Genomic DNA, 4,402 nt, shown 5'->3' with positions numbered 1-4,402 from the left:
CACCAGCCTTTTTCCATGAAATGGTAACGCCTTCTGTATCCTTATCATAAGTTGCAGAAATAAGTTTAACTGTCTGCGGAACTGTAGATGCGGTCAGTCCTTTTGTGTTATATTTGCCAGACTTTTTCGTCTTTTTGTTATAAGCTTTGACTGTATACTGATACTTTTTGCCTACAATGATTGGATATTTAGATGAAGAAGTGTGAGTATAGCTTGTCTTTTTGTTGTCTAACGTCTTCACTTTAATCCACTTCTTATCACCGGATTCTCTGTAGTATACGATATAGTTCGTAGCTCCAGAAGTTTTATCCCACTTGATATTAATCTTGTTATAATCAGTGGCCTTGACACTTGACAGCTTAACCGTGCCGGGCTTGGCTGCCGCCGCTTGTACTGATACCGGTATGAGAAGCATGACCGTCAGCAGCAAGAACAGTAATCCAGAAAATAATTTTTTTCTTTTCATAAACCGAATCCTCCTTTATGGTTATGTACATATTGTACTACCGGATTTTTTGAGAAGCAAGGGTGTATATCAGATTACCGAAATGAAAACAGAACCGGATAAAGCACTATTAAAAGAGCCAATCATGGTAACTCTGCCGATGACCATGATAGAGCAGGAAGCAAACGAATATGGCAATGTAGAGTTTGATTCTGCAAAAGAAGATGTTGGATATACGAATAAGTGGTATTTTTATAATTGTAAATATGACATCACAAACAATGCAGTATTTAAAATGCCGATGACTGGTGATGATGGTAAGTGGAAATATGGCTTTATCGGATTCGGTATGGTTGCAGCTTTAGGTTGCGCATATATAATATTGAATTCAAAGAATTATAAGAAACGTAAACATAGAAAAATTAGAAACTAAAAGCAACAAAAAAAAAGAGAGCGCTCAAAAGCGTTCTCTTTTTTTTGTTGCTATAGCATTTAGCTGTTTGGAATCCAAATTGCCTGAATTTCTTGGTTGTTATTTAAGGTTGTCCCGGATATAGAAATTGAATAATGACGCCATTTAGATGATAACGTATATCCGCTTCTCTTTGGTAATGGAATATCTTTATTAAAATCAACAGTAATGTTACAAGGAAACTCAATCTTTTTAACTGTACTGCCGTCTTCAAAAATTCCGCCATTCGCATCAATCGTAAGAGTTCTTTTTTCATCAGGGCCACTTGAAAATTCCATTGTCCAGCAATATAAGTCATTTCCAATTTTATATACACCAACACCAACATATGATGCATATGACTCTAAAATGGCTGTTCTGTGACCAAGACTATTCATCCATCCATTCATTACATCTTGTGGTGTAGTATAACCTTTAGCAATGTTTTCGAGACCAACGCAGCCAACTCCTGCTTCATAACACGCTGTTGAGGAATCAGTTCCATTAGGCCTAATATGAGAAAATTTAATTGAGATTTCCTGTGCTCTCAGCATTGCGGCTTTTTGTAAATTTGGATGTACTTTCAATGGTGGATTCCCAATCTTCGCCCTCTCAACATTCGCTAGTCTTACAACTTCATCTACCATCTGCTGAATCGTTAATGCTGGAGTTGGTGTAGCTGAATCAACATCCCCTTCTCCATCGCTAGGTACTGCAATAGATAACCCAGTTGTATCAAATTTTCCTGCGGTTTCATTTGACGTGACTGCTTTCACAGTATAGATATTCGTTCTGCCTGTGTAAGGGTCAGAGTCTGTAAACTCTAAATTTCTTGTCTGCCCGCAGGACAGCCATTTTGTGTTATCTTTAGATTTACAATAGATTCTGTAAAGATATGCTCCACCAGCTTTATTCCAGGTAATTGTAACCCCTTCGTCCTCGTCATAAGATATCCCGGTTAACTTAACCTGCTGCGGTCTGGTTTTTGTTGTAAGTCCTGACTTATTGTAATTCCCATACTGCTTTGTTTTTTTATTGTAAGCCCTGACAGTATACTGATAAGTCTCTCCTGTAACAATCGGATATTTTGCAGAAGAAGTATGGGTATAGGACAATGTCTTGTTATTAACAGTTTTAATTTTTATCCATTTCCCATTAGTGTCTTTTTCGCGGTAATAGATACAATAATTTGTAAATTTACCACTTGGCTTCTTCCACTTGATGTTGATTTTATTGTAATCAACAGCCTTGACACTTGACAGCTTAACCGTGCCGGGCTTGGCTGCCGCCGCTTGTACTGATACCGGTATGAGAAGCAGAGCCATCACAGCCAGTAACATAAGAAGCAAATTTTTTTTCTTCATGTCTGAAATCCTCCTTCATAGATTCTCTGCCCTTATTGTACTGCATTTCCAGACTCCGGACAATCCGGAAAATCCCTGCCTGCGTAAAAATCCGCAAAAAAATCATTTTCTCATAGAATTTTAAGCATAGTAGATACAGCAAGAAAAAATTAAAGTTTTTTCTCCCGGGAGAAACTTTCTTGCTGAAAAACCAGCATACTGATATCAGAAGATGAAAAGGAGGATATGCCCTATGAAAACATAGACAGATAGTTGTCCACAGACTTTTATAAGCGGCAGTTACAGCCGCAGCAATCATATACAGGGGATTTACATAGGAAAACAGATATTCCCCCAGATTTTAATGAAAAGGAGAAAAAATCATGAAGAACCCAAAAGAATGTTTCAGCATAGTACAGAACCAGACATTTATCGTTTTAAACGAACTTACCCGTCCAGAGTGCAAGGATGGCAGCGAGCCCTTGACTTTCCATCACGAGACGTTCAGCCGCTTCAATTTTGTTATCATCAGTGCCGATAAGAAAGCAACGACCGCAAACATCCCGGTGAGAGAGATACCAGGAATCTTTGAGAAGGTACACGACCTTAAAATGAAACATCTGCTGACTGCCAGACCGGTCAGCGAAGGAGCCTCAGAGAGTCCGGCTTACACAACAATCATCAATGCAGGCAAGTTAAAGGGCAAGACCCCTGCGGCAGCCCTGGCAGAGGATGGGGCAAAGGGCGAGAGCCTGTTAAAGAGCCAGGTACAGTGGCTGAAGCAGAACCTGGCCGCATATCCAAGGAATGCAGTACAGATTCAGGCAATCGAGGCAGCGTTACAGCTCTATCATGAAGGAAGATTAAACCAGCAGGAAGCACAGAAGGGCTGTGTGGAGACTGAGACAATCTACCGGGCAGAACTGAGACCCCTGACCCGCAGGAAAAAAGGTGATAAGTGCTTTGTTTATAGTATCTATATCCGCTGGAATCCGGGAGCAGAGAGACCGATAGAAATTGAAATAGTAAACTTCTATGCACCGGTCGTGAAAACGGATAAAGGACTGCTGAATGTTTTGGCGAAGGAGAAAACCGATGAGGTCAGAAACAGATTCTCCCTGACGATAGACCAGTGGTGCTGGTTGGAACATATATTGGAAGCAAACATCCGCACATTTGAGAATGAACATGCCGGTTCTCTGTATAGAATGGCGGAGGAGGAGAAAAAAAGGGGCATGGAGGCTTTCAGGAACAGCAATGGGGTGGCATAGAAACCGGTCAGAGCCGGTGAACCGGCAGGATTTCTAAAGCATATGACAGTAACGCTGTGATGATAAAAACATACGAGGCGGTATCTGAGTCCTGTGAGGAGGATACCAGCCTCAAGATTAAGGAGGATTAAATATCATGAAGAAAATAATTGAAGGAAAAATGTATAACACTGAAACTGCAACTTATATCGGCAGATACCGTACTGACACCATGAGTAGACGAGATTTCCGTTATCTTGAAGAGGAGTTATACCAGAAGAGAACGAAAGAGTTTTTCCTCTGCGGTGAAGGCGGTGCAATGACCAAATATGCAAAGTATGTTGAGGGATGCGGTTATACAGATGGTGAAAAAATCATTCCGTTGTCTGAGGATGAGGCAAGGGACTGGGTGGAAGAACATATGGATGTGGATGACTACATTGAACTGTTCGGAGAGTGCGAAGAGTAAAACAGATTGCGGGTATCTTCGGTAAAAGAGGATACCTGCATATATGAAACTGAGATTTCCAAACTGGCTGCAATGCCATAATGAAGACATATAGGAGGGTTAAATACGATGAAGAAATTGATTAGAGGTGAACACTATAATCAGGAGATAGCAATGCATGCAGGCTACCATCTTGAAATCACTGCTGCGGAAACGGCTTATCTTGTATCTGGGGAAGATTGTTTCGGAAGAAGGGATGATTCCGCTTACAGGAGAAAAGTAGCACGGCATCCGAGTATGCGGGATAAGTACTGTGAATTTTATTGAAATGCCAGATAGAATGCTGTATAATGCAGGCATAAGGTTTCTGCTCTATATTTTTTAGCACTCCTCTTTGGCACTTTTTTGATAATCTCCTTTGTAAGAATCAGAAAATCCGAGCCATACGGAGCACCCGAGAAAACA

At 40.7% G+C, this 4,402-nt stretch carries 6 protein-coding genes; 4 read left to right on the top strand and 2 right to left on the bottom strand.

Annotated features, from left to right (window positions below; translation table 11 throughout):
- Window positions 1-466 (bottom strand): fibronectin type III domain-containing protein (locus tag ACTNC6_RS16000; protein WP_441044631.1); only part of this gene is annotated, 466 nt, incomplete at its 3' end.
- A gap of 82 nt (window positions 467-548) precedes the next feature.
- Here ACTNC6_RS16000 and ACTNC6_RS15995 point away from each other — a divergent pair.
- Window positions 549-878 carry a hypothetical protein gene (locus tag ACTNC6_RS15995; protein WP_441044629.1) on the top strand — a complete coding sequence of 110 codons (330 nt, stop codon included), beginning with the start codon at window positions 549-551 and terminating at the stop codon, window positions 876-878.
- Window positions 879-937: 59 nt separating this feature from the next.
- Here ACTNC6_RS15995 and ACTNC6_RS15990 read toward each other — a convergent pair whose 3' ends face one another.
- Window positions 938-2,260, bottom strand: a complete 1,323-nt coding sequence (locus ACTNC6_RS15990) for a CAP domain-containing protein (RefSeq protein WP_441044627.1) — start codon at window positions 2,258-2,260, stop codon at window positions 938-940.
- A 362-nt stretch (window positions 2,261-2,622) separates the two neighbouring features.
- On the opposite strand from ACTNC6_RS15990, the gene ACTNC6_RS15985 reads away from it, so the two are divergent.
- The 3 genes from ACTNC6_RS15985 (at window position 2,623) to ACTNC6_RS15975 (ending at window position 4,264) form a co-directional block, all read left to right on the top strand.
- Window positions 2,623-3,510 carry a hypothetical protein gene (locus ACTNC6_RS15985; protein ID WP_441044625.1) on the top strand — a complete coding sequence of 296 codons (888 nt, stop codon included), beginning with the start codon at window positions 2,623-2,625 and terminating at the stop codon, window positions 3,508-3,510.
- Between the two features lie 136 nt (window positions 3,511-3,646).
- Window positions 3,647-3,958, top strand: a complete 312-nt coding sequence (locus tag ACTNC6_RS15980; RefSeq protein WP_055060755.1) for a hypothetical protein — start codon at window positions 3,647-3,649, stop codon at window positions 3,956-3,958.
- A gap of 108 nt (window positions 3,959-4,066) precedes the next feature.
- Window positions 4,067-4,264, top strand: a complete 198-nt coding sequence (locus tag ACTNC6_RS15975) for a hypothetical protein (protein WP_441044623.1) — start codon at window positions 4,067-4,069, stop codon at window positions 4,262-4,264.
- Window positions 4,265-4,402: the final 138 nt, after the last annotated feature.

Source organism: Blautia sp. HCP3S3_C4, assembly GCF_052064095.1.
GTDB lineage: Bacteria > Bacillota > Clostridia > Lachnospirales > Lachnospiraceae > Blautia_A.
The sequence above is the reverse complement of the archived record's forward strand: the minus strand, read 5'-3'. Positions and strand labels throughout refer to the sequence as shown.